Source organism: Pseudarthrobacter raffinosi, assembly GCF_023913835.1.
Taxonomy (GTDB): Bacteria; Actinomycetota; Actinomycetes; order Actinomycetales; family Micrococcaceae; genus Arthrobacter; species Arthrobacter raffinosi.
The window spans coordinates 1-24,980 of sequence record NZ_JAMXBG010000028.1 but is presented as its reverse complement, the minus strand read 5'-3'; the positions used below and the strand labels follow the sequence as shown (position 1 = coordinate 24,980).

The following is a 24,980-nucleotide window of genomic DNA, read 5'->3' as shown; positions in this document are numbered from 1 at the left end:
GGGTAGTTACGGCGTGTCAGCTTCGGACAAGGACTTCGCATAGGAGCAGTGTTGGGTAGGCCATGCCGGTGACGAAGACAAGGTACGGAAGGTTTCCACGCACTATTGCCAAAGCGTCCAGGCCATATCTGCCGCCAAGATGCAGCAGCAACCCGGACAGGGGTCCCACCGGTATGGAGCAGCCCCACCCGATCATTGTTGCCAAGGCAAACAGAGTTGGATCGGGATCCAACTGGGCAACAAGTGCAGCCAGCGCGGCCATCGAGACAACCGGATGCACTCCTACCAGCGCGAGCGCTACCATCACCACAATGCAAAGCCAGGCTTCAAACGCGCCAAACACCTCGACAGGCATGCGCACGGAGGTCACAGACAGCAGTGCTTCACAGCCCACTGCCAATAACCCCGCGGAAGCGAACAGGGTAAGTTCACCGTGATGCTTGGGGATGTGGTGCGCTGCGTGTTCTCTGAATTGTCGGTACCCGCGCCGGTATCCACGGACCACTAGAACTACGGCAGTGACAGCGAGGGAACACACCAGCACAAGTTTTGCCACGGGAATTTCCGGCGCCAGCAAATGCAGCAGCACGATCAGAACCACCATGGCCGCGGGGACTTCAAGCAACTGCCGGCTCAGCGCATAGCCCTGGTATCCCACGAGCCGCTCACCCAGGCGCCGCGCGGCAGACTCCGAAGTGAACGCAATGGCCACCCCCGCCAAGGCTGCGCCGCACACCATAATAATTTGGATTTCCGCTTCCGGTGCGTAGATAAGAGCAGCCGCGGATGCCGCCCAAAACGGTGACCAGAATGAACCCGTGGAAAATGCGCGCGAGACCAGTAACGCATCTGTCATTTGCAAGGGTTTGCGACGGCGCAGGTGATCGGCGGCCGAGCCGACAACGGTGATGTTGATTACCGAGCCAAGCAGGTGCACGACGCCGGTGGTTCGCCAGACAGCAGCGCGGCCGGAAAGGCGGGGCTGCGCGAGGCCTTCCGTCCGCGTGATGAGCTGCAGGAATGAAACTGCGGCAATCATGCCAATCAATGTTTGATTCACCGCCAGCAATTCCGTCGGATCGAAAGAGTGGCCAAGGGCCAGCGCCACAGAATACGCGGCTCCGCCTACACCAATCAAGATGCCTGATACCAAACGGACCGGCGCCGACACCATGGTGATGCCTACAGTGGCACCACAGATCATTAACGCTCCTGCAACCTGGCTGGCTTGGGGCACGAACAGCGATACGCTGACGGCCACCAGCAGGAGATTCAGCAGTAGACCAAAAATTCGCCGGCGGCTAAACATGATTCTCCCTCCTCCCAGGAATGCACCTCCCGCGCTTTAAAAGTGAGCTGCCGCGGGGATCTCGGACAGCGGAATCAGTGGATTCTTCTACGCTGCCCAGGCTGGCTGTTGCTAACCATAGTGGACTTCGCAAGGCGGACGGTAACCGGGCGCAGAGTGACGGCGCCGGCTTTAGAACCCCTCGACAGAGCGAGTGACGTCGCCCCGAGCCTGGAATTTTGGCCTCACAAACGGTCCGATAAACACGACCGTATACGTGTTCCGGCCCTGCAGTGCGTGACCCAGAGAACGTGGTTATGAATCGTTTGGTCTTGCCGCTTTCTCCGGCGTGGGCAAGACCCGTTCCGCAATATCCAGAACGGCCTGAACCGCTGGCGATGAGTTGTCCCTGCGCCATGCCAGGACGGCGGCGAGATCCGGGATGTTTCCGCTCAGCTGACGGTAAACCAGCCCGGGCGTATCAATGTGCTGAACCGAAGAAACAGTGATGGTGACACCCACTCCAGCGGCCACGAGGCTGAGGATCGTGTAGGAGTCCGGGGCCTCCTGCATTATCCGGGGCGTGAAGCCCGCATTCAGCGCCTCATGGACCAAAGCATCACGCACGCTTGACCCACGATTGCCCGGAAATGTGACGAACGGTTCCGCTGCCAGGTCCGACATGTTTAGCGTTTCCTGCGCCGCAAGCGGATGGTCCGACGGCAAGGCTGCAACCAGCTTCTCGTAGTTGAAGATCCTCGTTGCTATTGCAGGATTCATCACGGGGAGGCGGCAAAACCCGATGTCCACCTGTCCCGCCACAATTTCCGCCAGTGCCGTACCCGCATAGGTCTGTCCCTGCAGAACCAATTCGATACCTGGCTGTTCGGCACGGACCGCCCGAGCCAACAGCGGCAGAACGTTGCGGCTGCTGGCCCCTGCGAAACCAATCACCACCCGGCCCACAATTTCTGAAGCTCCAAGAACGGCGGCCCGTTTGGCCATGTCAACCGCCACGATGACTTGTCGCGCCGGCCCCAGCAAGGCATGGCCAGCCTCGCTCAAGGCTACGGAGCGGGTGTTCCGGTGAAACAGCTCCACACCGAGCTCCTTCTCCAGTTGGCGGATCTGCTGGCTCAGTGCCGGCTGGGCCATGTGAAGGCGGGCGGCAGCCCGCCCAAAGTGCAATTCCTCGGCAGTAGCAATGAAACCGACCAAATGCCTGATTTCCATGGCTAGCTCCTCAACGGTTGATAAGTAAAATGCATAAGAAGAGTATACTTTGAGTATTGGACGTATATGGATCCTGGCATGCAAGCTTGAGTCACCAAAGTTTGCGGCATGAAGGGCTCCCAATGACCAATAAACAGTTCAGCCTGCAGGACGCAGTCTCGGAACTCGTCTCTGACGGTGATGTTGTGGCCTTGGAGGGCTTCACCCACCTGATTCCATTTGCCGCCGGTCATGAAATAATCCGGCAGGGAATCCGTGACCTCACGCTTGTACGCATGACTCCCGACATCGTCGCCGACCAGTTGGTGGGCGCCGGGTGCGTAAGCAAGCTCATCTTCGCCTTCACTGGCAACAGCTCAGTCGGATCCTTATATGCGATTCGACGCGCCGTTGAAAACGGCAGCGTCTCGCCAATCGAGATCGAGGAATACAGCCATTACGGCTTGCTGGCCCGCTATCAGGCCGGCGCTTCCGGGGTTCCGTTCATGCCGATCCGGTCTTATGCCGGCAGCGACCTTCCGGGCGTCAACCCAAACTTAAAAAGGGTTACCTCTCCTTTCGACAGCGAAGTTGAAACCTATGTGGTGCCTGCACTCAACCCCGACGTCGCTATCGTTCACGCCCAGCGGGCAGACGCCAGCGGCAATGTCCAAAGCTGGGGCATCTTGGGCCCACAGCAGGAAGTGGCCTTCGCATCCAGGAAAACGATTGTTCTTGTCGAGGAGATCGTCGATGACGGCGTTATCCGCTCGGATCCAAACCGCACCATCATTCCGGGTTTCGCCGTCGATGCCGTTGTCGAATGCGGTTACGGTGCCCACCCGTCATTCGCCCAGGGATATTACGACCGCGACAACGACTTTTACCGGGCCTGGTCTGACATCAGCAAGGATCCTCAAAAACTTGAGCAGTGGATACAGGAATGGATCCACGACGTCGGAAACCACGCCGGTTACCTGAACAAGCTAGGAAACAACTACTTCGAGCGTCTGACACCTGTCGCGCTCCTCTCCACACCAGTTAACTATGGGAGCGTCTTATGATCACGAAACAGGCGGAGCGCATGGAGGAGGCACGCAATTCCTATACGGCAAGCGAACTGCTGGCGGCGGTCAGTTGCCGTCTGCTCCAAGGAAAGCGCAGGGTATTTGCCGGGATCGGGCTGCCAACTCTCGCCGTCGCCTTGGCCCAGAAGTCCAGCTCACCGGATATCGAGCAGATCTACGAATCGGGAGTATGCGGAGCCCACCCACCCCGGCTTCCGGAGACAATCGCGGATGCTTCCCTGGCCACCGGGGCCGAGGCAATCCTCACTATGCCGGTGCTCTTCGGCTACGTACTCCAAGGAGGCTGGATTGACGTCGGGTTCCTGGGAGCGGCGCAAATTGACCGCTACGGCAGCCTGAACACCACCGTAATCGGACCGTGGCACGCTCCAAAAGTCCGGTTGCCCGGATCCGGCGGAGCCGTGGAGGTGATGGCCAATTCCCACGAAGTATTCGTGGTGTTGCGCAGGCATAACCCGGAATCCTTTGTCGATAAATTGGATTTCTGCACCAGCCCGTCCCTCGCTGCGGCGCGCAAAGCGGCCCCAAAGGTCCCCACGCGTGGTTTGGGCGTCACCACGGTGATCACCGACCTCGGCGTACTCAAGGCCGACGAAACAGGCGAGTTGTGCCTGGCATCGGTCCACGAAGGGGTCACTGTTGAACAGGTGCGCGCCGCTACCGGCTGGCCGCTGCGGCTAATGGAGAGCATTACTGTAACTGCTGCGCCCACACCGGAGGAGCTGCGTCTGCTCCGAGAGGAAATAGACCCTTCCAGGGTTTACCTCCGCTAGTCCCATCAAACCAGGTAAAGGCGGGCTTCCATGCTGCACCCAAATACTTTCCAAGGCCGGACGGCTCTAGTCACCGGCGGCAGCAACGGCATTGGACTGTCCATCGCGCACCGGCTCTCGGACTTGGGGGCAAATGTCGCCATCATTGGCCGGGATCCGGACCGGTTGGCCGCGGCGGTGAGCGAACTATCCCACAGCGGATCATCAGCAGCGGGCTACAGCGTTGATGTACGCGACGCGGGCGGAGTCAGTGACACCATCGCGGAGATCTACCGGACGCTTGGTCCGATCAGCCTGCTGGTGAATAACGCCGCCGGGAATTTCCGGGTCGATCCCCTGGATTTGAGCACGAACGGATGGCGCGCCGTCGTCGATATCGTCTTAAACGGCACCTGGAACGTCACTCAGGCCGTCGGCCGCAGTGCCATTGAATCCGGAGCGCCGCTATCCGTGGTCAACATCGGAACTACGGCGGCCCTAACGGGCAGTTCAAGCACAATCCACTCCGCCAGCGCCAAAAGCGGCGTCCTGACCATGACGAAGTCACTCGCCGCTGCGTGGGCACGTCATGGAATCCGGCTCAACACGCTCACCCCCGGCCTCACCGAAGGTACCGGCGGCGTGGAAGCACTTTTCGGGACGCCGGAGGAGATGGAAAAGCATATAGCCGGGATCCCGCTGGGCCGGATGGCGGCCAAAGACGAAATAGCCAATGCCTGCGCATATCTGCTCAGCGACTTCGCCGGTTACATCACGGGAACAAACCTAATAATCGACGGCGGGCGCCAGCTCGCTGCCGACTGAAGCGGGAAGCTAATCCGCACGTCGTCCCAACATCTTGGGGCATTAATTGAGGAGATATTTTGGCTGAGGCTTTTCTGATTGGCGGGGCGCGCACCCCGGTTGGACGCTATGGTGGAGCACTGTCAGGAGTCCGACCTGACGATTTGGCAGCGCTCACTATCAGGGAAGCGGTGGCCAGGGCCGGCGTCGACCCTGGGACGATCGACGAGGTGATCTTCGGCAACGCCAACGGCGCCGGTGAGGAAAACCGCAATGTTGCGCGCATGGCGACATTGCTGGCCGGACTACCGGAAACCGTGCCCGGGATCACCGTAAACCGGCTTTGCGCCTCAGGGCTTTCCGCCATCATCATGGCTTCCCATATGATCAAGGCTGGCGCTGCAGACATTGTGGTGGCCGGCGGCGTTGAATCAATGAGCCGTGCTCCTTGGGTTCAGGAGAAACCGGCCAAGGCCTTCGCCCGGCCCGGCGAAATCTTCGACACCTCCATCGGTTGGCGCTTCGTAAACCCGATATTTAAGGCTCAGGAGAAAACGGCCTTCTCCATGCCGGAAACTGCGGAGGAAGTCGCTGCCGTCGATACCATCTCGCGCGAGGACGCCGATGCGTTCGCGGTGCGCTCCCATGAGAGGGCCCTCGCCGCCATCGAGGATGGCCGCTTCAAGGCCGAAATCGTTGCCGTCCCCACACAGCAGGGCAAGAAATCAGTCCTGGTAGACACTGATGAAGGCCCGCGGCCCGGGACCACCCTGGAGGTGCTGGCCGGACTGCGTCCCGTGGTAAAGCAGGGTGGAATTGTCACGGCCGGCAACGCGTCCAGCCTGAATGACGGAGCGTCCGCGGTCATCGTCGCCTCCGAGGCCGCCATCCGTAAGTTCGGCTTAACCCCCCGCGCCCGGATTATCGACGGCGGGTCCGCCGGAGTCCCGCCGGAAATTATGGGCATCGGCCCGGTGCCCGCCACGCAGAAGATCCTTGCGCGCAACGGATTGGGCATTGGGGACATCGGCAGCGTCGAGCTCAATGAAGCGTTCGCGACACAGTCGCTCGCCTGTATCCGCAGATTGGGCCTGGACCCGGAGATTGTCAATAATGACGGCGGCGCTATCGCCCTTGGCCATCCTCTGGGATCCTCTGGATCACGCATAGTGATCACCCTACTGGGCCGCATGGAACGCGAGCTGGCCGGCAACGGCCGCCGGATCGGCCTGGCCACCATGTGCGTGGGCGTCGGTCAGGGTACGGCGCTGCTGCTTGAGGGCGTCTGATGGCGGATAACTACACGACCCTGCTCGTCGAGGAACGCGAAGACCGGCTGCATGTGCGGCTGAACCGCCCGGAGGCCCGCAATGCCATTAACCACGTCATGGCACGGGAATTGGACAATATCTGCGCCAGCTTGGAGGACACACCGAAGGTACTCATCCTTTCCGGCACACAAACGCCCTCAGGTGGGGTTTTCGCTTCCGGTGCTGACATTGCCGAACTGCGGGAGCGGCGCCGGAACGAGGCGCTGGCGGGAATCAATTCCGGAGTCTTCACGCGGATTGCGAAACTACCCCTCCCCGTTATCGCAGCCTTGGACGGTTATGCGCTGGGCGGCGGGGCGGAGTTGGCCTACGCCGCTGATTTCCGGATCGGCACTCCGCGGTTGAAGATCGGCAACCCCGAAACCGGACTCGGTATCCTCGCTGCAGCCGGCGCATCGTGGCGTCTGCGTGAGCTCGTGGGTGAACCGGTGGCGAAGGAAATCCTGCTTGCAGGACGCATCCTCGGAGCTGAGGAAGCATTGGAACTCCATCTGATCACCGGAATTTATCCCGCGGAAGAGTTGCTTCAGGCCGCCGACGCGCTAGCTGACCAGATCTGCCGGCAGGATCCACTCGCTGTTCGCATCACCAAATCGGTGTTCCACTCACCCGCCGGGGCTCATCCGGTCATCGACCAGCTGGCGCAGGGAATCCTCTTTGAATCCGAGGCGAAATTCGATCGGATGCAGGAATTCTTAAGCAAGAAGAACGCGGATAGGAAGAAGACCCATGAATAATTTCACTGCCCACCCGGAAAACCCGGCTCAGATTCCTGCTGCTGTAGGGGTGCTCGGCGGCGGCAGGATGGGAGCAGGAATCGCCCATGCCTTCCTTGCCTCAGGGGCGACCGTCGTCGTCGTCGAGCGTGACGGCGACGCGGCAGAAGCGGCCCGCGGCAGGGTTGCCGACGTCCTGAAAAAGAGCGCAGAGCGCGGCACCTCCACCGAACCCCTGGAGACACTCTCGGCTCGGTTCTCGGTATCCACCGACTACTCGGCCTTTACACCGTGCGGGCTGGTGGTGGAAGCCGTTCCAGAGGACTGGGATCTCAAAGTCGCAGCCCTGACAGCGGTTGAGGACCGGCTGGACGCAGATGCTTGGCTGGCAACGAATACCTCGTCCCTGTCCGTAAGCGGGCTGTCGGATAACCTGCGGCGACCGGAGCGCTTCCTCGGTCTGCATTTCTTCAATCCGGTACCGGCCTCCCTGCTGGTGGAAGTAGTGCTCGCCAAGAGCACCTGCGCAGAACTGGCCGGGGCTGCCCGCAGCTGGGTGGAGGCGCTCGGGAAGACCCCCGTCGTCGTCAATGACGCACCGGGCTTTGCCTCCTCGCGGCTCGGCGTTGCCATTGCCCTCGAGGCCATCCGCATGGTCGAACAGGGCGTTGCCTCAGCCGAGGACATTGACGCGGCCATGGTACTGGGCTACAAGTTTCCTGTCGGGCCCCTGAAGCTGACGGATATCGTCGGCCTCGACGTGCGCTTGGGGATAGCCGAATACTTGAGCTCCACCCTCGGTGAAAGATTTTCCCCGCCGCAGCTCCTGCGGGACATGGTGGAGCGTGGAGAGCTGGGGCGGAAATCCGGGAAGGGTTTCTACAGCTGGAGCTGAGAGACCGCCGCTCCCTACAACAGGCTGGTCCTGTGCCGACTGCCGGCACAGGACCAGCCTGTCTTAGCAACGCTTAGGCGAAGGCGGAAATACCGGTGATCTCACGCCCGATGATGAGGGACTGAATCGAGTCGGTTCCTTCGTAGGTGTGGACAACTTCCATATCGGTCATGTGGCGGGCAACCTGATACTCCAGGAGGAGGCCGTTGCCGCCCAGAATATCCCGGGCTTCAGCGCAGATCCATCGACCCTTCTGGGAGGTGTGCATCTTCGCCAGGGAAGACATGGCTCCGGTGAGCTTTCCCTTTTCCTGGAGCTCGGTTATCCGAAAACAAATCAGCTGCATCGCCGTCAGTTCGGCCAGCATGTTGGCCAGCTTGTTCTGTACAAGCTGGAAACTAGCAATCGACTTCCCAAATTGGACCCGGTTCTTGGCATAGGCCAGTGCCGCCTCATACGCCGCCATGGCGTGTCCCAGCGATTCCCACGAGGCGTTGCCCCTGGTTGCCATCAGAACGCGCCCGACATCCCTGAAACCTGACGACTCAACAAGCCGGTTTTCAGCAGGAATACGAAGGTTGCTGATTGTGATATCCGGCTGCCAAATAGCCCTTTTGCCGATCTTTCCGGTAATGAGTTCCGCCGTATAGCCCTCGGGATAACTCCCGTCCGCATTCTTCTCCATGACGAAGCCCTTGACCTTCTGGTCGGCCTCGTCTCGTGCCCAGATAACGACGACGTCGGCAAAGCTTGCGTTGCCAATCCAACGCTTACTCCCGTTGAGCACCCAATGGGCCCCGTCGCGGCGGGCAGTTGTTTCCAGCGCTACGGAATCCGAGCCGTGGTCAGGTTCGGTCAGCGCGAATGCCCCTATCTTGTCCAGCGCTGCCATGCCCGGCAGCCATCGGCCTTTCTGTTCTTCACCTCCCAGGAGAGCTATGGAACCCATCGTCAGCCCTGACTGGACGCTCAAAAAGGTATTGACACTGCCATCCACACGCGACATTTCCAGGGAGACCATGGCGGAAGCCAGCCGGCTCATTCCTGGGCAGCCGTAACCTTCGATCGTTGTGCCTACGATTCCCAGTCCGGCCATCTTCGGCACTAGCTCGAAAGGGAATTCCGCTCGGTCCCAGTAGTCGTTGATGATCGGAAGAACTTCAGTCCTGGCGAAATCCCGGACGCGTAGCTGCACCTCACGCTGCTCGTCATTCAGCGCCTCCTCGAGGAGGTAGAAATCGGTTGAGTCAGTCATCTTTCACTCCAATGTCGTTTGTTTCTAAGTCTTGTGGGGCATATGCGCCGAGGTAAGCGATTTCCTCGTCCGTCAGGGCCCGCGGCCTGCCGGAGCCGGTGTCGATGGGAACGAGCACGGTACTAGCGCGGAATACGGTATTTGAGTCCTGCAGCCCCTCATAGGAAACAGTGAATGACCTGTTCCCTATCCGGCCGGTAGTAAGCAGAAGCACCAGCGCCGGACCGTAGGATATGGGCTTCAGATAATTCACTGTGAGAGCCACCACAAATTTGGGATCGGTAAAACTCCCCACGCCTGCAGCGACCGCATGCTGGTTCAGCCACAGGAGCCGCGCCTCCTCCATCAGGGTCACAACACGGGCGTTATTGACGTGGCCGTTGGCGTCCTGATCTGACCATCGAACAGCTATTTCGCAGCGAAAAGCCTTGTGCGGCTGATTTGTATCCTCCGGATGGGCAGACTTTTGGTGCAGCGGTGTCGTCATGATCAGAGGTGCCTTCCGCCCGTTATTTCCAGGACGCTGCCGCTCATATAGCTCGACATGTTGCTGGCGAGGAAGAGAATGACCTGTGCTACTTCCTCAGGTTCGGCGAACCGCCCCAAAGGAATCTCACTCAACTTGGCGCTGAGGATCTCCGGCTTCAGGTTTTCTACGAGCTCGGTGCGGACGATGCCTGGTTGAACAGCATTCACCCGGATTCCAGAGAAACCCAGCTCTTTCGCTGCTGCTTTAGTCAACCCGATGATGCCTGCCTTGGCTGCACTGTAGTTTGTCTGGCCGGGCATGCCGACCTTTCCCGAAATCGACGAAACGTTGATGATGGAGCCCGCTGTTCCCTCCCTGCGCATCACGTCCGCGGCGGCCCTGGTTCCCAGCCACGATCCTTTGAGGTGTACGCCAATAACCGAGTCAAAATCCTCTTCTCGCATCTTCCGCATGGTTCCATCCCGGGTGAATCCGGCGTTGTTCACCATGACGTCAATCGAACCGAAATTTTCGACGGCGGCATTCACCATGCGATTCACGTCCGAGGAAGAGGTGACGTCACACTCCACAGCGATACAGGTCGCCCCGAGGTCAAGCTCAGCAAGCGCCAGTTTCAGGCGGCCTTGATCTTTGTCACCGATGACAATGTTGCTCCCTGCCTGAGCCAACGCCCTCGCCGTCGCCAGCCCGATGCCCCCGGCCCCACCGCTGATCACACTGGTCTTGTTTTCCAAAAGCGGCATAAGTTCTTCCTTCATTCGTTCTAACTGCGGGTGAACACCGCAGCACGGCGCTGCTGAAAAGCGGCCTTTCCCTCGGTAAAATCACTGGAGAAGTAAAGGTTTTGCTGCTCGCGCTGTTCGGCTGCGAATACCTGTTCCATGTCCGGCGGGCCTTCTCTGCCCACGGCTTTGATTGCCGCAACGGCCAAAGGCGCCCGGCTGGCAAGAAGGTCCGCCTTTTCAGTCACAGCAGCGTCTATCTCCTCCACGGGGAGCACAACATCAGCCAGGCCGGTTCTGAGCGCTTCCCCTGCGCCGATGCTGCGCGCTTCCAAGAGAATCTGCTTTGCTTTGGCATAACCGACCCTGAGCCCTAAGGTGTGCAGGATCCCGCCGTCCGGGATCAGTCCCAGACGGGTGAACGGAAAGATGAGCACAGCGTCGGTGGTCATGAAGATGTAGTCACAGGCAGCAGCAAGACTCGCCCCGAGACCTACAGCAGGGCCATTCAGCACCGCAATGACCGCTTTGGGGGATTCCGCCAGCAGTCTGATGAGGACCTCGACCTGCCCCAGGCGGAAGGATGCCTCATCCCTATCCTTGGGCGGCATTGCCCCGAGATCGCCACCGGAACAAAAAGCACCGCCCGCTCCCCTGATGACGATGACGCGGATGTCCGCGTCATCGTTGGCCTTCGTAAGCTCCGCTATGAGTTCGTCGCGCATCTGCGCGCCCATGGCGTTTCGGCGTCGAGGATCCGTCAAGGTCACCTCAAGCCTGTGCCCTTCCCTACTGACTGCAAGATATGCCAAAACCAGCCTCCCGTTCAGAGCAACTTTGACAGATAGGATTGAATTTTTCTAATACTTATTGCTTACGTTATTCATAGTCGATGCTTACTAATTCAACCGGTCCGCAGTCGTGGCTTGTTCAGGAGCACAGTGTCCGTGAAGATGCCTCCACATCAGGTCAATTGCTCAGCGGCGCGTGGTATGCATCGGCAGCCGTCGACTACGGATGGTCCCGCAATGGTCCCCGCAGGCGCCTGGTGCGAGGTAGTGGGGCCTAGGAAACGACAACACTGCCGCGGCCGTTCCGGTTCAAATGACCGGCCATGGCGCATTGTACACGTCCGCGGTGCGGACACCGTCCAAGCGTGGTTCAAGGCATGAACCCGCAACTGGGTGATCGCTCGCCTGCTCGGCTGCTTCGAGAAGGAGACCAGGAACAAGTCGCCGCCGAAGTGCTCGCTGCGGCGCGCGCCTTCGTGTCAGCCGCACGCTGGTTGTGGCATTGGTAGTAGCACCCGAACCGGCGGACCCGGCTTGGAGGGTTGGGTATCGCCCTGAACCACTCGCTTGGGCCGGATGGGAACATGCCACCAACGGGCGGTTTCCCGGCCGGTGGGACGATCCTAATGCGGGACTTCCGAAGGGTGTATTTAGGCGACTCCCTGCTTGCTTGCCTGATCGAGGTTCTTACCTTCGCGCGTAAGGACAATCTCCTCGCCGAAGATCTCGATAAAATCATCGAGGAGCTAGAAGACGCTGAACGCTACCCGACTCAGAAGCCAGGGACCATAGATAAGGCTTGGATGGAGCCCAGGGTTGTGGCTATGGCCGGCACTGCAATATCACCGCAGCTGAAACAATCGCCGAATGTCGCATGTCCAGTGGCCGACGTCCCGAGTGCCATCGAAGCCTACTGGGCGATGAACTGAGTAGCCCACCGCAGGGCAGACTCAGAAAACCTAGGCGCGCTGACAACTTGATCGAGAATCCGCCAGGATTCGGAAATAGACATGCTGCATACGAAAACTGGCGTCTGTAATGAGAACGGATGTGGCTTGTCAGGATAGATGGCGAAATTGCCAGTCAGTTGGCGAGCTGAGGAGCTTGGCCTAGCGGGGAAATCGCGCTGTCCCTTGCTGGCAACGGTGCAGGCGAGCGGACCGAAGTATGCGCCCGTACAAACAGAGCGCCGCCAGCTCGCGTTGCCATCGGAGTTGGCGAAAGGCTCGGCTTCAGGGTCGCTCGGGCTTGGTCTCCGGCGCCGATGCCAAGCGACGACCCGATCCAGAGCTGACTATGTGCAAGTTTTCGGGCGATCTCACCAGCGCTCCGCCAACTCGCTGGCAAGATTCGCCAGATCGTTTGGCAATTCGCCAACAAGGCTGGCAAGCCACAACGGACAGCTCTTTTTCGGAGCCACTCCCGTCGTTTAAGGGCCGATAATGGAGATTATGTCGTGTTGTCAGTTTGACAGGACAAATTGGCCTTCATCTAACAGTATCAAATCCAGCCCCAGCAAGCAGTATCAGCAACCCCCTTTGTCATAGGCCGCTGCAATACTTGCGGCATGAACCCCGCACCCCAACGCCTAGATTTTGTGGGCAGCAACGTGGCTAACAACCTCAACAAAGCTGTTGCCTACTACCAGCACATGGCAGAGAACATGACGGCCGATGAGGACCCCCATGTATTTATGCGAGAGGCGATATCAGCTGCCCGCACCTCACTAGAGAAGTGTTTGCGGGGCTATGACTCATTCGACGCGCTTGCGTTCATCCGTCTCGCCGCCGGCCCGTGGGATTTCACTGACCTCCGGGAGAGCGAAAGTCAGATAGAGAGCTCTCAGGCTGCCCAGGATGTCGTGGCACTAACGCTACTGGGCATGGGGCTTCCGCGGCAGCCGTTAACGGGGAAAAACTCGGGTCAACCAAATCCTGCAGAAGCGCTAGGCCTGGCAGCCAACATCGTGACCGCCGCGCGGACTCTGGCCCTCTTTCGCGGCCAGCGAGCGAACCAGCCGCTCGGTGCTCTCGCTGGTGAATTCATGGGGTACGAACTGTCCGTCCGCGGACGTCAGTATGAATCCATCGCCAAGGAAGTAAATACAGAGCTTCTGGGCCACCCAGCAGTTTCGTCCGTCATAAATAGCGTGCTCGGATTCACCCTCGACGACATCCGTGCTGTCCGCGAGGCGTCAACAGCTCTGATGAACGAACGCTTGTTCGGGGCTCGGGACCGACTTGGGGAAGCCAGCAAAGCCGGTCCACCCGCCGATGCGGAGTCCTTCAGGCACGACATTAATCTCATGATGAACGAGTGCCGATTGTTCGGCGCTGTTTCACCCGCTGATGTCGCCGAGCGTTCCGGAGTCGCGGAATCGACTGCGCGTGCAGTCTTGGACTTCTTCAGCACCTCGCGGGCGGCGGAGAATGACGTCAACCCGGTCATGCGGTTCGTTGATGGTGAGCTTCCCACGCCGGGGGGATGTATCGCTGACCAGGACAAATACCTCCTTCTCAACGGTTTCTTGAGCGAAGACGAGTTGCGCCGGAATCTCGAAAGGGGGCTGATCGCAGCCGCGGCCGAGAAGAAGAATAATGCTGCGAAGATGTGGCCGAAGTATGACAAACGGCGTGCCGTTTACTCCGAGTCGAAATCCGCTAACTTAATTGGCAAGCTCCTACAAGGCGCTAAGCCGCATTGGGAAGGACAGAAGTACATTGGCCCGGTTGATACCAACGACACACCCAGCCTGGGCAGGGACTCCGACCGTACTGCTGTAGTGACCGACAAGTTCGAATCTGACATATTGTTCCTGGTCGACGGGGTCGCTCTATGCGTTGAGGTGAAAGCCGCGTCTATTACCGAGAAATCCCGGGGTGGCAACGCACAGCGGTTAGCCAAGGATCTGCAGAAGACTCTCAAAGAGGGCAACGAGCAGGCCAACCGATTGACCCGTCTCATAAGCACCAACGGAGGCGTTTGGAGCGTCGAAGGTGAATGGATCGACTTGTCGTCTGCGTCTGAGATCCACTCAATCGTCGTAATGCTAGACGATATGGGGCCCCTATCCTTGTCCATGAACGTGCTGGCGGACAAAGGCATCATCGAGTCCGACGAAGTCCCGTGGATCGTCAGCATGCATGACTTGATCGTGATAAGCCAAACCGTCGATCACTCTGCCCAGTTCCTCGAGTACCTGCGGCGTCGCAGAGGCCGCAGGCTGGCAACTATGGTCAATGGCGTCGACGAGTTGGACATGTTCATGTGGTTCCTCACAGGAGGCATGTACTTCGATCCCGAACCTCATGAGATCGCTAAACACATACCAGTTGAGTCGCCTATCAAGGCTTCCGAGCTGCGCCGCTTCGAAGAGCAGCCTCGTGTTCGGCTAGGTACACTCACTGATCCACTCGATGCATGGTTCTATTGGCAAGAAGGCCTCTCAAAGTCTCAGGTGGTAAAGCCAGCCAGGCAGGAGCAGCCATGGGTTGAGCAGTACCTATCCGCTAGCGAGGCAACCCACCCTCCTGGTTGGCTACGGTTTGGCGCCGATCTGGTGGGGCTGAGCGAAAGCGCGCAAGGAAGTATCGGGAAGAATCTGAAGGCAGTAAGGCGCGCAGCCCGGGGTGGCAGCATTGAGCGTAGCCTGACAACGCATGGTGCCAGTTCCTTTGGTTCCTGGTTACTCACGATGTCGGTCGCGCCGAAAGATGCGAGCACGGACCACCTGGCCGAATATATGGATGCCAAGCAGTACCAGACGCACTCTGACAGAGCGATGTTGCTGCTCTATCAGCCTGATGGGTCGCTAATTGGGACGCGCTACCGGGGCAGGCCTCAAGAACGAACCACCGACCGCGACCATGCTGTAGAAATCGCGCCGCTGCGCGGTCTCAAAATGACGTTCACCAAACTACCTCCCAGCGCCCGGCGCAGCACAGTCCGGCTGCGGGGCGCTCGAGGGAAAAAGAAGCTCTAGTAGCTGGCGCCAGGAAGGGAGGGCCATGGGAATCACCCCGATCTTCGGCCCGCGCACTTTGGTTTCGTTGGCGCCGGTAGTGGCCAAGGAGGCCGCGAATGCTATATGACACTCCGTTACTGCATCGGCCCCCAGCGGGTCTACCGATTACCGTGCGTGTGAACGTGTCCAGGTTTCAGTCCGTCAAGAAGCAAGTCCCCCAAGGTGACCCAGTCCTCCGCCGAAGCCCGATCGTCGGCCAGGAATTCGAGGCATTCCCCTGTGCTCCATTGCTCGAATCCGTTCAAGAGATATGGCTCCGAGTGGTTCGCCCATCCTGCCCGGACACCGGTCCGCCGTTCGGATTTTCCCATGCCCAACCAGATCTGATTCCCGGCACTTATTCCACCAATGGCCGGGAAGCTACCGTAAGGTGCCCATGAACGCCACGCGCGGTTAAACGCCAGTTCCATGTCAATCTTCCCGCCAGCAACACGAACCACGCCGCGTGACAACACGCCTAGAGCCAGTCCCTCGACTACGTGCTTCACTTGCTGGTCTTTTGTCTGCATTGTCATGCTTAGATGCTATTAGCCGTAGTTGCGCCGAGGAGGAAGCCACCCCCAGTCTGCTGTTTGTTCGCTGACGTACACCCGAACCTGACGTCTGGCAGCTGCTCAAGCACCGTCAGAATAGGGTCCCAATGCGGTTCCTGCATTGCCGGCCACCGAATGTCCGCAGTCAAATGACCCACAGCTGCGACCAGAAACCGCTAAATTGGCGAAGCTCCGGTCAAATAGCGGTTGACCGAAGCTTCGGTTCATTATGGGTACCTGAACCTTGGAATTCTCTGTAAAGGCGGGCGCGAAAGCCGCCGGGGAACGTACGACCCGCCGCCGGAATCACCCCCGTCCTCTAAGACACGCCGGCGCGCGGCAATGCTGCTATTGAGCCGGACGCGGTGTCAGGTATTCGCGCAGCCCTGGGATAGACCAGGTGACGCTCAAGACCGGGGAGTCCCCCCTGCCGCTACACAAAGACCACAGCCTTCGCGGGGTGATCATCGTGTGCTCCGTGATCGTCATCATCATCGCAGGGCAGAACACCTTCTACACCTACATCGCCCCATGGCTCATCCAGGTTGCGGATTTCCCTCCGCCGTCGATCGCTTTCCTACTCTTCCTGTTCGGCGGCTCCGGGGCCATGGGCCTCGTGGTCGCAGGCTTCGCTGCCAGCCGATTTCCGAGGCGCTGTTTCGCTCTAGCTGTCCTTGCCGTGATGGCGTCCGTTCTCGTGCTCGCACTGGTCTCGGCAAACCCCGTGATCGTCGTCGTAGCATTTGTCCTCTGGGGCGTCGCGTTCGGCGGCCTCCCGGCGATACTGCAGACCCGCATGCTGCAGACCGCGTCGTTCCGGATGCGAAATCTTGCAGCAGCGCTACAAACGACGGCTTTCAACGTGGGGATCGGTGGCGGTGCCCTTTTGGGCGGATTCGTACTAGACGTTGCAGGCATCCGATCACTTCCAATCCTCGAGATCGTGTTCCTAGCCACCGGTCTCGCTTTGAGCTTGGGAGCGGATGCCGCACATTCCAGACGCGTGAAACGCCTCTCCGTCACCTAACCAAAGGGAACAGCCCGTTTCCGCTGCGGTGTTGAGACAGGACAGAGATGGCATTGTGTGCTCGAAGAACCGCCTAACTCAGGCCACCTGCTTATCGCCGTGACCCTACCACGATGGGATCAGCCTGAGGAGTCACTACGCTAGGAATCGCGTGCGAGAGGCTGACCTGGTGTGGCTTGCCAGCTTAGTTGGCGAGACTGACAACCCCAGTTGGCGAGCCGAGGAGCGGGGCCGAAGCGGGAATTCGAGTGGCCTTTATTGGCCAACGGTGCGGGCAGCTGACCCAGAAGAACGCGCCTGAATAAGCAGCTCTCGAGCGGCTCGCGTTGCCACTAGAATTGGCGAAAAGTTCGTTCCAGTGGAGTTCAGGGTCGGGCTGCGTCGCCGAGGCCAAGCGCAGACCCGGTCCAACACGCACCATTCGCGGCTCGCGTGACCATCGGAACCGGCGATTCGCTAACTCGCTGGCAAATTCGCCAGATCGTTTGGCAATTCGCCAACAAGGCTGGCAATCCACACCTGGAGTAAGGCCCGAAAAGCCCTCCCCCAGCCAATTTGCGACTGGCAGCCGATAATGGACCTATCGTCAATTCCCATTCATCGACTTCACACGATCCATTTTCCGGCTCTCAGGTTGCGGTCCGCAGGAGTGGGGTATGCCCGCTCTCGCGACGCGGCGGACTTGCCTTTGGAGGTCCGGCGGGAGAGCCGGAGATCCGCGTCGGCAGCTTATCCCACGAGCCAGGCAACAACCATCAAAGCGCCTACGCTGAGCACAGTGGTGCACAGGATGACGTCGCGGGCCACGGTCATGCCGCGGCCGTAGGGGGAGGCAAAGAGGAAGACGTTCTGGGCAGTGGGGAGCGCAGCCATGATCACGCTGGCGAGGAGATGCTGTCCCTCGAGCCCGAAGACAAAGCGGCCAAGAATCCAGACAACGAGCGGCATCCCGGCAATCTTGAGGAACGTGGCCACGAGGGTTTCGGTGCGGCCGTCGCCCTTCTGCAGCGGCGCGCGGCCGGCGAGGGACAGGCCGAAGGCCAGCAGGACCATGGGCACGGCCCCGCCGGCCAGCATGTCGATCGGCTTCTGCAGCAGGTCCGGTGCGGTCCAGCCGGTCAGGGCCACGGCCACACCCAATGCGGAAGCGACGATCATGGGATTGCCCAACGGCTGCAGCAGCATTTTCTTCCACGAGATTTTGGAACCGGAGACCAGCCCCAGGACTGTCAGGTAGAACGGTGCCATCACCAGGAGCTGGACCAGGAGCACGGGAGCCACGTGCTGCGCCGTCCCCACGGCATACAGGGACACCGGGATGCCGATGTTGTTTGCGTTTGCGTAGCTGCTGGCCATGGCGCCGACGGCGGTCTCCGCCGCCGGGCGCCGGAAGAACAGGAAACTCGCCAGCCAATAGAGAAGCCCCACTATCGCTGCCGAAAGCAGCGCGAGCGGGGCATCGGTTCCCAGGGCGGCACGGATGTCACTGCCCGCCACCACCGTGAACAGCAGTGCCGGGTTGGTGACGTAGTAGGCAGTGCGGGTCAGCGCACCCTGGACTTCCGGCCCCAGGATCCGCAGACGGGCGGCGAAATAGCCCACAGCAATGACGACGGAGACGATCAGGATTCCGGAGACAACGCCGCCCACAGTGCGCCCTTCTATTTACGTGTTGGAAGTTCCGCACGGCCGACCCCTGCGCTCAACGCCGGAAACTCCGACTTCTAAATACCGTAGGCTACGGCGCGGCTGTCAGCGCGGCGAGGACGGCGGGCAGCAGCACGTCATTGCGGCCCCAGACTGGGTCGAGGATTTCCACGTACCAGGAGTCGGCGAGCAGGAGCGCCAGCGTTTCGTTGGTTTCCTCCGCCCAGTCCTGGATCTGTTCTTCCTGCACCGGAGTCTCGCTGGAGCCGAGGACGGTAACTACCTCGCCGCCGTCGAGCGTTACGGGGATGGCGGCGCTGCTGGCCTCGCCCGGGGCATGGGCCACCGTCACCAGGTCAGTTCGGGTGGAAAGGGCCAGGAGTTCCACTGCCGCCTCTGCACTGCAGAAGCCGGTCACGTACTGCCGCTGGGCGGAGTTGCCGGTCCGCAGACCAGGCTGGGATTCCTTGGTAAACAGCCCGTTCCTGTTGAGGGCGGCAAGCTCGGTGGCGATCGGTTCTGTTTCGTCGTCGTAGCGGACCGTAAAGGTGGCGGCCTGGTATTCGCTACGGCCCTCCAGCCAGCGCGCCGTCAGTTCCCCGGCCGCTGCAAGAGTGATGGCCTGCCGCCAGGCCCCCTTATCCTCCAGGCGCCTGCCGAACTGGTCACGGACTTCCGCTTCTGTGGGTTCCATCCTCGGATGCTACGGCGCCCCGCCGCAGGACTCCAGTGGCGGCGACACAGCAGTTAATGTCCGCCGGCGGTGATTCCTGCAGGGATCCCGGCTGCCCGTTCCGCCGCGGCGAGGGCAACGCCAAAGCGGACGACGGCGGGAGCGTACCCTTGGTGCGGCACCGCCCGCAGCTGCTCTGCCTCCCTCATGGCGCGGATCAGCGCAGACGTTTCGGGCAGCCGGACGTCCGTCATGGCGGGGTAGTCGATGCAGCTTGCAGGGTCCAGTTCGTAGCGGCTCCACCGGGCCAGGAGTGCGTCATGTTCAGCCTGCGCCGCAGTGCGAACGGGCCGGTCCAGCCGCAGCTGCCGGCGGCGTTCCTGCCACGCCAGGATCTGGGGGCTGCCACGGTAGGCGGCCACGCCCGCCCCTGCGCCCAGCGTGGCGAGGACCACACCAAACCAGGGTGACGCGAGTGTGGGAATAAGGATCGCCGGAAGTGCCACGGCAGAGCCCATAAACACGTCCCAAAACACGGGGTCCGGGGCGCGGACGGCAAGGTCCGGCGTCGAATGCCGGCGGACAGCCAGGACGGTGGCCGCCACCGCGCACACCAGCACTGCACCCCAGAAACTCAGCTGCAATGCTCCAAACAGGACGGATTCTGCGAATGCCGGCACTGCGGCACCTCCCCGCGTAAGGCCCGGCCCAGGATTCCGGGTTGCTCCTTCCATTGCATCCCCTGTGGGCGCCGGGGTCAATGGGCGGGCAGGCTATGTGGATATGGCACGATCCTGAGGCTGATCAGGGAGGCCCCCAGGCATTTGACTTGGCTCCTGGTTCCGCCTGCCAAACACGAAGTTTGCCCAACGCGACGATGTCTGCGTCACGAGCGGAGCGCAGCAGTTCGGCCAATTGAGGCCTGAGGGTACAGATGCCGGAAGCCTTGTCGCTGAAAATCTAATCCAAGGCTTGGCCGCCGAGCTTGCGCTGTTCATTCTGGTCCAGCGTGGTAACCCTCGCATACCGGCCGTGGACAACACATATTTCGCTGCACGAAGCGGACTTCCGAGTTGATGGTTGGCCTTTTCTATCAAAACACGGAAAACGCAAAAGTTTCCATGAACGAAGATTAAATGCCCGCGAAGAACTATATAGTCCTAACTTGAGAGGGGGGTTACGACTTTGATGGCGACCCAATCTCGTTCTGGTTTGCCATTGAATGCGGCAGCAAGGGCGTAAGCCAATCTAAGAAAGAGGCGAGCAAGGTATGAAACCGTGGATTGACCCGAGGGAGCGCCGCGCAAGGTGGTATTTCTCAACGCTCTTCGTGCTCAGCGTCGTTGCGCTGATCGCGATGGTATCTCTGCTGTTATGGGGCGAGCAGACAGCAGAAGAGAGGATGATTGTGATAGTGGCAGCTGTCCTCGCCCTGGTCGGTTCGGTTCTTACCCTATGGAAGGTCAGACTGAGGTGTGTCAAGGATGTGAGACAGTCGCGTAGTTTCTTTTTGGTCAGGCAGCCGCGGGAAGCGGTTGCGCGGTGGGCATGAAGGCCGCCATTGCGGTGGCCGGCGGCAGGCCGTCATTGTTGCTATGGGGTCGCCATCGGTTGTAGAACACTTCGATGTAGTTCATCACTCCGCGCCGGGCCTCCTGGCGGGTCGTAAAGCTGTGGTGGTGATAGAACTCGTTTTTCAGGGATGAGAACGCCGATTCGGCCACTGCATTGTCCCAGCACACCCCGGTGGCTCCCATGGACTGTCGGATGCCGTTACCGGTGCACCAGACACTCATTTCCCGGGACGTGTATTGCGTTCCGCGGTCGCTGTGGAAAATGGCTCCGGGCTGCAGATAACCGCGGTCCCTGGCCATCTTCAGCGCACCGGTAGTCAGGGAGGCGCGCATGTGGTCAGCCATCGCCCAGCCGACGACCATGCGCGTGCACAGATCGATGACGGTGGCCAAGTAGAGCCAGCCCTCACCGGTGCGCAGGTAGGTGTTATGTGCTGCTGCGCATAACACTTATTCGGCTCAGTCGACGATTATGTGCAGTCCGGTCGGAGGTTCGCGCCTGCAATGGTGATTCCTGATGGTGTGGCTGCGCATAATCAGAGACCTTGGAGGAAGCCGAGGAGTCGGTCGTCGGGCCGGAAACGCGTGGGGACGGGGCCGGGATCGGCCAGGTGTTCCAGGACTGCTTCCTTGGCGGCAAGATCGGCTTCGAGGTACTGGTGTGTGGTCTCCGGGCTGGAATGCCCGAGCCACAAGGCAATGGTGGCCAGGTCCGTTCCGGATTGCAGCAGGTGCATAGCGGTCGAGTGCCGCAGCGTGTGCGGGGAAATGTTTCGGCCCTGCAGGGACGGGCAGTGTTGTTCGGCCACGGCAACGGCCCGGTCGAGTCGGTCCCGGACTCCGGAACGGGACATCGGCTCGCCGGCCCGGTTGGGAAACGCCGGCGCCTCGGCAGTGCCGTCGATTCTGGTCAACCAGGCCCGAAGTTCGGTCGCGGTGTTCTTCCAGAGCGGGATGACGCGTTCCTTGCGGCCCTTGCCATGCAGATGCACCGCGGTTTGACGCTCCAACAGGACATCGCGCACGCGCAATGCTGTGATCTCCGAGACACGGGCGCCGGTGTTGTAGGTGGTGGCGAGCATGACTGCGTCTCGGTGCCCGTTCCAGGTGGTGCGGTCCGGTGCAGCCAGGATGGCTGCAATCTGCTCACGTGTCAGGTATCCGAGCACAGGCCGGTCGAAGCGCTTGGCGGGGATGGCCAGCACCCGGCTGGTGACCGGTAGCGATACCGGGTCGCGCACTGCTGCGTAACGCATGAAGGAGTGGATCGCGGCCAGGCGCGCGTTGCGGGTCCGGGCACTATTGTGGCGCCCGTTCTCAAGATGGTCGAGGAAGTCCAGCACCAGGGGTGCGTCCAGATCCGCCATCTGCAGTGCCGAGGGTGAGGTGCCGGTGTGCTTCTCGATATAGCCGAACAGCAGTTCGAACGCGTCGCGGTAGCTTTCCACCGTGCGGGCACTGGCGCCGCGCTGGGAGATCAGGCGTTGGAGGAAGAAGTCCTGCACGAGTTGTGGGAATCCGATCTGTGGGGCCCTCATGACACACCTGCCGCGGGGCCGGCGAAAGCTTCGAAACGCTCAGAGACGATGCCCATCAGTTCCGGGGCCGCCGAGAAATACCAATAGAGGCTCCGCACTTCCGCGTGCCCCATATAGGTCGCCAACACCGCGATCTTGGCATCGACGTTGACGTCTTGGGCATGCCAGGCCTCGATGCGCCGCACCACCATCCGGTGTCGCAGGTCGTGGATGCGCGGTGTCCGGGTGCGCCCGAGAACGGTCCAGCCCAGCTGCCGCCGCAAAACACCGAATGTGTGTTCGGCGGCGTTGTAACTGACCCGGTCACTGCGGTCGGTGCGGAAGAACGCCTGGTCCCCTCATGGTCGGCCGTAGCGTTGTTCCCGCTCGTTGGCATATTTGCCCAGTGGCGTCAGCGCGCTGGGATGCAGGGGCACGAGTCGGCTCCGGCCGCGTTTCCCGGCCCGTACGGTGAGTATGCCTTCCGCAAGGTCCACGTCATGACAGGTCAGTGCCAACGCTTCGCTGATCCGTAGACCGGTGCAGGCGATCAGCCCGAACAAGGTGGCATAGCAGTGCGGCCTCAATCCGTCGGTCGGGGCCAGGCCCGTGGTGGCTTGGAGTAGGTCGCCGATCTCCCGGTCGGAGTAGATGTGTGGTGGTTTGCGGTGGCCGTTGGGGCCCAGCAGTCCAGGGATGGGGACCTCGGTCGTGCCGTCGGAGCCGGCCAGGTAACGCAGGAATCCTCGGACCGTCGTCAACCTGCGTGCCGGGTTGCGTGGATCGGTCGAGGCAGTCGACGTCGCCCAGTTCAGGCTCGACTCCAGTGGGATCGGCCCGTGATGCCCGGCAGCGTCCAGGTATCGTGCGAACGAGCGCAATGCGCGCTCCTGGCTGGGCGAGCGGTAGCCAAGACCACGGCGTAGCGCAACGAATTCGGCCACGCTTGAGGCCGCATCCCCGCTCATGACGTCGCCTCCGGCCACGGCAGGCCGACCTCGCGTAACGCCGCGACGTCGACTGCTGCATAGATCCTGGTGGTCGCCAGCGAGGAATGACCCATCAAGTCGGCGATCTGTGGCAGCCCAGCCCCGTGCTCAAGCAGCCCGGTGGCCAGCGAGTGACGCAGCAGATTGGCCCCACGCGTCGGTGCGTCCATGCCCGCATGCTCCAAGGCATGCTCGACCGCACGCCTCACGATGCTGCTGCTAATCGGGGCACCGACGCGCAGTTTCTGCAGCACGAACACCTCACGGACGCTGGTCGCCGGGCGACCGTGCTGCAGGTATCGAGCGAGTGCAGCGCCGACCTCGTTGGTCAGCGGCAGCAACGCGCCATGACCGGTCTTGCGGGCCCGGACCCGCACGGTGGCGTTGGGCCAATCGAGATCCTCCAGCAGCAGTTGCGCGACCTCACCGCCCCGCAGCCCCAGCCGGGCCACGCACAAGATGATGGCCCGGTCCCGCAGCCCACGCGGCGAAGTGGAGTCCAGAGAAGCGATCAACTGTTCGAACTTCGCGGAATCCAAGTGCCGGACCAGGAATGTTTCGCGCCGCGGCACCATCGGAACAGCATCCTCCAAGTGATCCTCACAGAGTCCCTCCGAGCGCAGGAACCTGAAGAAGGAACGCAATGACGTCGCCGCCGACTCCACCGTCCTGGGCCGGTAGCGGGCCGGGGCCCCACCCACGAACGAAACCACGTCCGAGGAGTGGATCTGCCTGGGATCCGCCACACCATCGGTGAACACGGTGACCAGGAATTCCCCGACATGCCTGGCGTAGTTGCGCCGCGTTCCCGGACACACGCCGCGGACCCGGCGCAGATGCTCATCGTAGGCCGACAGCAGTGCGCCCACCGTCATTTCATCAGCAATTTTCATCGGACCGCTCCTTGTTTTCCAAGCTGATTGGATACAAGAAGTGTCGCGATTATGTGCAGTAAACCAGAGCCTCATAGCGCTGTGACGAGGCCGGAAAAGGCCGCCGCCCCACCCTCGCAACCGGACTGCACATAATCGTCGACTGAGCCGAANAGGTGAAATCCCGCCCGATGAGGTCCGCGAAGATCTTGTCCGGATCAGAGGGAATCGTCGTGCGCTTGAACGCCCGCATCCGCTTCGCGGCCCAGCCGTTCTCCGCCATGATGACCGCCACAGTTCCCACCGATACCCCGATGCCGGCAGCGGCAAGTTTCGTATGGACCATACGGTGCCCGAAACACCCGTCGGAGGAATCGAACATGACCTTTACGTGTTCTGTCAGCTCCCGATGCCGGGCCGCCGTCGGGGACTCTTCCGCGGCCAGCCACCGGTAATACGAGGCCCTGGAAATACCCAGCCGCCCGCACATCCACTGGACGGGGAACTGCGCGTTCTTCTCCTGAACAAGGCGGTAGAGATCCTCTACCGTTGTTCTCTGGCGAAGAACGCTGAAACTTTTTTTAGGAAGTCATTTTCACTCTCGACTTCACGCAGCCGGGCTTCCAATGCCCTGTATCTCGCCGGATCCACCGGATCATCCGGTTTGCCCCCGCCCCCCGATTGGCCCTCATTATGCAGCCGCACCCACCGCTTCAGGGCGGTTACAGAAATCCCCAGCTCCGGCGCAACCGAAGCCGGCGAACGTCCCGAGGAAATCAC

Annotated in this window: 25 protein-coding genes and 1 pseudogene; 9 read left to right on the top strand and 17 right to left on the bottom strand. The window is 60.8% G+C overall.

Annotation, left to right across the window (positions count from 1 at the left end; translation table 11 throughout):
• Positions 1-16: 16 nt before the first annotated feature.
• On the bottom strand, positions 17-1,309 hold the full coding sequence (locus tag NG697_RS19560; protein ID WP_252609239.1) for a hypothetical protein: 1,293 nt from the start codon (positions 1,307-1,309) through the stop codon (positions 17-19).
• 294 nt (positions 1,310-1,603) lie between these two features.
• A complete protein-coding gene (locus NG697_RS19555; RefSeq protein WP_252609238.1) occupies positions 1,604-2,605 on the bottom strand; it encodes a LysR family transcriptional regulator in 1,002 nt (333 codons plus the stop codon).
• Positions 2,606-2,643: 38 nt separating this feature from the next.
• Between NG697_RS19555 and NG697_RS19550 the strand changes: the two genes are divergently transcribed.
• Genes NG697_RS19550 through NG697_RS19525 form a run of 6 tightly spaced genes read left to right on the top strand, consistent with a single transcriptional unit; the run spans position 2,644 to position 8,086 of the window.
• The gene (locus NG697_RS19550) at positions 2,644-3,564 is read left to right on the top strand and encodes a CoA transferase subunit A (protein ID WP_252609237.1); all 921 of its coding nucleotides are present in this window, start codon (positions 2,644-2,646) and stop codon (positions 3,562-3,564) included.
• Complete coding sequence (locus NG697_RS19545) at positions 3,561-4,361, top strand: CoA-transferase subunit beta (RefSeq protein WP_252609236.1); 801 nt, start codon at positions 3,561-3,563, stop codon at positions 4,359-4,361. Before NG697_RS19550 ends, NG697_RS19545 begins: the two co-directional genes overlap by 4 nt.
• Positions 4,362-4,391: 30 nt before the next feature.
• Positions 4,392-5,165 carry an SDR family oxidoreductase gene (locus NG697_RS19540; RefSeq protein ID WP_252609235.1) on the top strand — a complete coding sequence of 258 codons (774 nt, stop codon included), beginning with the start codon at positions 4,392-4,394 and terminating at the stop codon, positions 5,163-5,165.
• A gap of 59 nt (positions 5,166-5,224) precedes the next feature.
• Positions 5,225-6,433, top strand: coding sequence for a thiolase family protein (locus tag NG697_RS19535; RefSeq protein ID WP_252609234.1), 1,209 nt, complete (start codon positions 5,225-5,227; stop codon positions 6,431-6,433).
• Positions 6,433-7,212: an enoyl-CoA hydratase/isomerase family protein gene (locus tag NG697_RS19530; protein WP_252609233.1), complete on the top strand. Its 780-nt coding sequence runs from the start codon at positions 6,433-6,435 to the stop codon at positions 7,210-7,212. Before NG697_RS19535 ends, NG697_RS19530 begins: the two co-directional genes overlap by 1 nt.
• Entirely contained in the window at positions 7,205-8,086 is an 882-nt protein-coding gene (locus NG697_RS19525) for a 3-hydroxyacyl-CoA dehydrogenase family protein (RefSeq protein ID WP_252614985.1), read from the top strand. The genes NG697_RS19530 and NG697_RS19525 overlap by 8 nt, the downstream gene beginning before the upstream one ends.
• 73 nt (positions 8,087-8,159) lie before the next feature.
• On the opposite strand, the gene NG697_RS19520 is transcribed toward NG697_RS19525, so the two are convergent.
• Genes NG697_RS19520 through NG697_RS19505 form a run of 4 tightly spaced genes read right to left on the bottom strand, consistent with a single transcriptional unit; the run spans position 8,160 to position 11,323 of the window.
• Complete coding sequence (locus NG697_RS19520; RefSeq protein WP_252609230.1) at positions 8,160-9,341, bottom strand: acyl-CoA dehydrogenase family protein; 1,182 nt, start codon at positions 9,339-9,341, stop codon at positions 8,160-8,162.
• A complete protein-coding gene (locus tag NG697_RS19515; RefSeq protein WP_252609228.1) occupies positions 9,334-9,828 on the bottom strand; it encodes an acyl-CoA thioesterase in 495 nt (164 codons plus the stop codon). Before NG697_RS19515 ends, NG697_RS19520 begins: the two co-directional genes overlap by 8 nt.
• A gap of 2 nt (positions 9,829-9,830) precedes the next feature.
• On the bottom strand, positions 9,831-10,589 hold the full coding sequence (gene fabG / locus NG697_RS19510; protein WP_252609226.1) for a 3-oxoacyl-ACP reductase FabG: 759 nt from the start codon (positions 10,587-10,589) through the stop codon (positions 9,831-9,833).
• 5 nt (positions 10,590-10,594) lie between these two features.
• Complete coding sequence (locus NG697_RS19505) at positions 10,595-11,323, bottom strand: enoyl-CoA hydratase/isomerase family protein (protein ID WP_308293025.1); 729 nt, start codon at positions 11,321-11,323, stop codon at positions 10,595-10,597.
• Between the two features lie 563 nt (positions 11,324-11,886).
• Here NG697_RS19505 and NG697_RS19500 point away from each other — a divergent pair.
• Together NG697_RS19500 and NG697_RS19495 are read left to right on the top strand one after the other, a co-directional pair.
• Entirely contained in the window at positions 11,887-12,273 is a 387-nt protein-coding gene (locus NG697_RS19500) for a hypothetical protein (RefSeq protein ID WP_252609222.1), read from the top strand.
• Between the two features lie 638 nt (positions 12,274-12,911).
• On the top strand, positions 12,912-15,326 hold the full coding sequence (locus tag NG697_RS19495; protein ID WP_252614984.1) for a hypothetical protein: 2,415 nt from the start codon (positions 12,912-12,914) through the stop codon (positions 15,324-15,326).
• A gap of 140 nt (positions 15,327-15,466) precedes the next feature.
• Here NG697_RS19495 and NG697_RS19490 read toward each other — a convergent pair whose 3' ends face one another.
• Entirely contained in the window at positions 15,467-15,883 is a 417-nt protein-coding gene (locus tag NG697_RS19490; RefSeq protein WP_252609218.1) for a hypothetical protein, read from the bottom strand.
• Between the two features lie 418 nt (positions 15,884-16,301).
• Between NG697_RS19490 and NG697_RS19485 the strand changes: the two genes are divergently transcribed.
• On the top strand, positions 16,302-16,928 hold the full coding sequence (locus NG697_RS19485; RefSeq protein WP_252609216.1) for an MFS transporter: 627 nt from the start codon (positions 16,302-16,304) through the stop codon (positions 16,926-16,928).
• Between the two features lie 729 nt (positions 16,929-17,657).
• On the opposite strand, the gene NG697_RS19480 is transcribed toward NG697_RS19485, so the two are convergent.
• The 10 genes and pseudogenes from NG697_RS19480 to NG697_RS19435 all read right to left on the bottom strand — a co-directional run.
• Positions 17,658-18,578 (bottom strand): AEC family transporter, encoded by a 921-nt coding sequence (locus NG697_RS19480; protein ID WP_252609214.1) that lies wholly within the window; start codon positions 18,576-18,578, stop codon positions 17,658-17,660.
• 88 nt (positions 18,579-18,666) lie between these two features.
• Positions 18,667-19,269: a DUF6919 domain-containing protein gene (locus tag NG697_RS19475; RefSeq protein WP_252609212.1), complete on the bottom strand. Its 603-nt coding sequence runs from the start codon at positions 19,267-19,269 to the stop codon at positions 18,667-18,669.
• Positions 19,270-19,322: 53 nt separating this feature from the next.
• Entirely contained in the window at positions 19,323-19,928 is a 606-nt protein-coding gene (locus NG697_RS19470) for a hypothetical protein (protein WP_252609211.1), read from the bottom strand.
• Positions 19,929-20,762: 834 nt separating this feature from the next.
• A pseudogene (locus tag NG697_RS19465) lies at positions 20,763-21,248 on the bottom strand (IS3 family transposase); the annotation flags it as partial.
• A 110-nt stretch (positions 21,249-21,358) separates the two neighbouring features.
• Positions 21,359-22,360, bottom strand: a complete 1,002-nt coding sequence (locus tag NG697_RS19460) for a site-specific integrase (protein ID WP_252603952.1) — start codon at positions 22,358-22,360, stop codon at positions 21,359-21,361.
• Positions 22,357-22,623: a site-specific integrase gene (locus NG697_RS19455; RefSeq protein WP_252614983.1), complete on the bottom strand. Its 267-nt coding sequence runs from the start codon at positions 22,621-22,623 to the stop codon at positions 22,357-22,359. Before NG697_RS19455 ends, NG697_RS19460 begins: the two co-directional genes overlap by 4 nt.
• Positions 22,624-22,698: 75 nt before the next feature.
• Positions 22,699-23,307: a tyrosine-type recombinase/integrase gene (locus NG697_RS19450; RefSeq protein ID WP_252614982.1), complete on the bottom strand. Its 609-nt coding sequence runs from the start codon at positions 23,305-23,307 to the stop codon at positions 22,699-22,701.
• The gene (locus NG697_RS19445; RefSeq protein ID WP_252614981.1) at positions 23,304-24,221 is read right to left on the bottom strand and encodes a site-specific integrase; all 918 of its coding nucleotides are present in this window, start codon (positions 24,219-24,221) and stop codon (positions 23,304-23,306) included. The genes NG697_RS19450 and NG697_RS19445 overlap by 4 nt, the downstream gene beginning before the upstream one ends.
• 49 nt (positions 24,222-24,270) lie before the next feature.
• Positions 24,271-24,690, bottom strand: a complete 420-nt coding sequence (locus NG697_RS19440) for an IS3 family transposase (protein WP_256473096.1) — start codon at positions 24,688-24,690, stop codon at positions 24,271-24,273.
• Between the two features lie 53 nt (positions 24,691-24,743).
• Positions 24,744-24,980, bottom strand: a 237-nt coding sequence (locus NG697_RS19435) for a transposase (RefSeq protein WP_252614979.1), incomplete at its 5' end; no start/stop codon positions are given.

Excerpts from the sequence above, each read along its gene's own strand:
- NG697_RS19560 (WP_252609239.1), bottom strand. The coding sequence starts at position 1,309 with ATGTTTAGCCGCCGGCGAATTTTTGGTCTACTGCTGAATCTCCTGCTG.
- NG697_RS19550 (WP_252609237.1), top strand. The coding sequence starts at position 2,644 with ATGACCAATAAACAGTTCAGCCTGCAGGACGCAGTCTCGGAACTCGTC.
- NG697_RS19545 (WP_252609236.1), top strand. The coding sequence starts at position 3,561 with ATGATCACGAAACAGGCGGAGCGCATGGAGGAGGCACGCAATTCCTAT.
- NG697_RS19540 (WP_252609235.1), top strand. The coding sequence starts at position 4,392 with ATGCTGCACCCAAATACTTTCCAAGGCCGGACGGCTCTAGTCACCGGC.
- NG697_RS19530 (WP_252609233.1), top strand. The coding sequence starts at position 6,433 with ATGGCGGATAACTACACGACCCTGCTCGTCGAGGAACGCGAAGACCGG.
- NG697_RS19525 (WP_252614985.1), top strand. The coding sequence starts at position 7,205 with ATGAATAATTTCACTGCCCACCCGGAAAACCCGGCTCAGATTCCTGCT.
- NG697_RS19520 (WP_252609230.1), bottom strand. The coding sequence starts at position 9,341 with ATGACTGACTCAACCGATTTCTACCTCCTCGAGGAGGCGCTGAATGAC.
- NG697_RS19515 (WP_252609228.1), bottom strand. The coding sequence starts at position 9,828 with ATGACGACACCGCTGCACCAAAAGTCTGCCCATCCGGAGGATACAAAT.
- fabG (WP_252609226.1), bottom strand. The coding sequence starts at position 10,589 with ATGAAGGAAGAACTTATGCCGCTTTTGGAAAACAAGACCAGTGTGATC.
- NG697_RS19495 (WP_252614984.1), top strand. The coding sequence starts at position 12,912 with ATGAACCCCGCACCCCAACGCCTAGATTTTGTGGGCAGCAACGTGGCT.
- NG697_RS19490 (WP_252609218.1), bottom strand. The coding sequence starts at position 15,883 with ATGACAATGCAGACAAAAGACCAGCAAGTGAAGCACGTAGTCGAGGGA.
- NG697_RS19475 (WP_252609212.1), bottom strand. The coding sequence starts at position 19,269 with ATGGAACCCACAGAAGCGGAAGTCCGTGACCAGTTCGGCAGGCGCCTG.
- NG697_RS19460 (WP_252603952.1), bottom strand. The coding sequence starts at position 22,360 with ATGAGGGCCCCACAGATCGGATTCCCACAACTCGTGCAGGACTTCTTC.
- NG697_RS19450 (WP_252614982.1), bottom strand. The coding sequence starts at position 23,307 with ATGAGCGGGGATGCGGCCTCAAGCGTGGCCGAATTCGTTGCGCTACGC.
- NG697_RS19445 (WP_252614981.1), bottom strand. The coding sequence starts at position 24,221 with ATGAAAATTGCTGATGAAATGACGGTGGGCGCACTGCTGTCGGCCTAC.